Source organism: Rhodoferax sp. (assembly GCF_039922535.1).
GTDB lineage: Bacteria > Pseudomonadota > Gammaproteobacteria > Burkholderiales > Burkholderiaceae_C > Rhodoferax_B.
The window spans coordinates 1-1,856 of sequence record NZ_JBDTEM010000133.1 but is presented as its reverse complement, the minus strand read 5'-3'; the positions used below and the strand labels follow the sequence as shown (position 1 = coordinate 1,856).

Here is a 1,856-nt window from a genome sequence, read left to right as displayed (position 1 = left end):
CTGGGCACAGCCTACGCCCGTGCACTTTGCCCGCCTGCGCACCCGCCGTGGCGCGCTGTGTGATATTCCCGACTTGGAGCTGTTTCCGCCGCACTTTCAGGTGCGCCAGCGGGTGGTGTTTCGCGCTGCGGTCGAGGTGCCACTGGCCCAGCAGGTGTTTGCCGGGCTGGCCGCGTTGCGCGCGCACGGCCTGATGGTGCAGCCCGCGCGGCTGGCCGGCTTGTTGAACGCTACGGCACGCACGCTTGATTTTCTGGGTAGCTCCCTGGGCGGTATGGTGGTGCGTGTGGCGGGTCTGGATGCGCAGAGGCAATCCGCGCGACGCGCCTGGCACATCGCCGCCGACCACGACCACGGCCCCGAAATCCCCTGCATGGCCGCCATCCTGCTGGCCCGACGGCTGGCGCGCCAGCAAACCCTGCCGGTCGGCGCGTTTGCCTGCATGGGAATGCTGTCGCTGGAGGACTTTGCCCCCGAGTTTGCGCGCTGGGGCATGGTGACGGATCTGGTGGAGGAAGCTGTAGTGGCAGCAGGCCATGGCGCATAAAAAGTTTGAGTTCCCTATGCCCGCGAGTGAGTCCGTGGTGTTTGACGCTTTTCACTACCACCACTGGCGCATGCACTGGGATTCTCTGGTGCGGGCGACCCAGGTGCAGGGCGGCGCGCCTTGCCCCTTTAAAGGAGCCATTACGCACAGCGCTGGGGCTGGCACCTTGCGAGGGCTGTCCATGCGAACCGAATTTGTGGCCTATGACCGCCCCCGCTTGGCAGCGGCATCTATGTTGGGGCAATCGTTTCCGTTTACCCATTGGGCCGCGTCCATGCGCCACCGGGTCTTGGGCCCCAGTCAATCGGTGCTGGTGTACACCTACACCTTTGAGGTCGGCCCGCCGATGTTGCGCTGGTTGCTGGAGCCTATCGTGGTGCAGGTCTTCAATTGGCAAACCCGCCGACGCTTTGCCAGGTTACATGATTTTTTAGCCCATTCTGCGGGTGAGGTGCAACGCTGGCAGCGCGCACAAGGCATGGAGGAATTCGTATGAATCCAGAACCACAAGAATACCAATGCTTGCGCTGGAGCCTGGTTTTTGTCTGGCTGGCGACCGCCTGCGCCAGCGTGTGGGAGCTGGATGGCCAAAGCAGCGCGCTTTTGGCATCGGCGGGCATCCACGATGCCATCTGGATGCGTGTACTGGTCTTAGGGGGGGCTGCTACGGATCTCGCCCTGGGCCTGGCGATGGCCTTTCTGCCCAGTCGCCTTGTCTACCTTGCTGCGCTGGGAGCCATGCTGCTGATGACCATCGCGGCCATCTTGCTGGTGCCTGCGCTGTGGCTGCACCCGCTCGGGCCGCTGACGAAAAATCTGCCCATCGCGGCGGCACTGTTGCTACTGGCGAAACGTCCCGCATGAACCTCTACTTCACGGTTAAATGGCTGCACATCCTCTCCAGCGTAGTGCTGGTGGGTACGGGTTTTGGCTCGGCGTTTTACATGTTTTTTACCAACCGCACGCGCAATGTGGCGGCGCAGGCGGTGGTGACGCGGCTGGTGGTGCGGGCCGACGGGTGGCTAACCACGCCTACGGTGGTGCTCCAGCCCGCCACGGGTTTGCTGCTGGCGCACCTGGCCGGTTGGCCGCTGACCACGCCATGGTTGTGGCTGTCGGCGGGCCTGTTTGTGTTGGCCGGGCTCTGCTGGTTGCCCGTGGTGTGGCTGCAGATCCAGATGGCATCGTGGATGCCCGCCGATGCCAAAAGCGCGCTGCTTTGGCCATCCAGCTCCCACACGCTGGCGCAGGCGGTCGCCAGCCAGACAAAAACCAGGCCCCAGCGCAAGCATTGGTATTCTTGTGGTTC

Annotated in this window: 3 protein-coding genes and 1 pseudogene; all 4 read left to right on the top strand. The window is 63.7% G+C overall.

Annotated elements, in window-relative coordinates; genetic code table 11:
* Window positions 1-547, top strand: a pseudogene (locus ABI213_RS06325) (saccharopine dehydrogenase); the annotation flags it as partial.
* 181 nt (window positions 548-728) lie between these two features.
* Window positions 729-1,043, top strand: coding sequence for a hypothetical protein (locus ABI213_RS06320; RefSeq protein WP_348026445.1), 315 nt, complete (start codon window positions 729-731; stop codon window positions 1,041-1,043).
* Complete coding sequence (locus ABI213_RS06315) at window positions 1,040-1,411, top strand: DoxX-like family protein (protein ID WP_348026443.1); 372 nt, start codon at window positions 1,040-1,042, stop codon at window positions 1,409-1,411. Before ABI213_RS06320 ends, ABI213_RS06315 begins: the two co-directional genes overlap by 4 nt.
* On the top strand, window positions 1,408-1,856 hold a 449-nt coding region (locus tag ABI213_RS06310; protein ID WP_348026441.1), incomplete at its 3' end, for a DUF2269 domain-containing protein. The genes ABI213_RS06315 and ABI213_RS06310, both read left to right, overlap by 4 nt.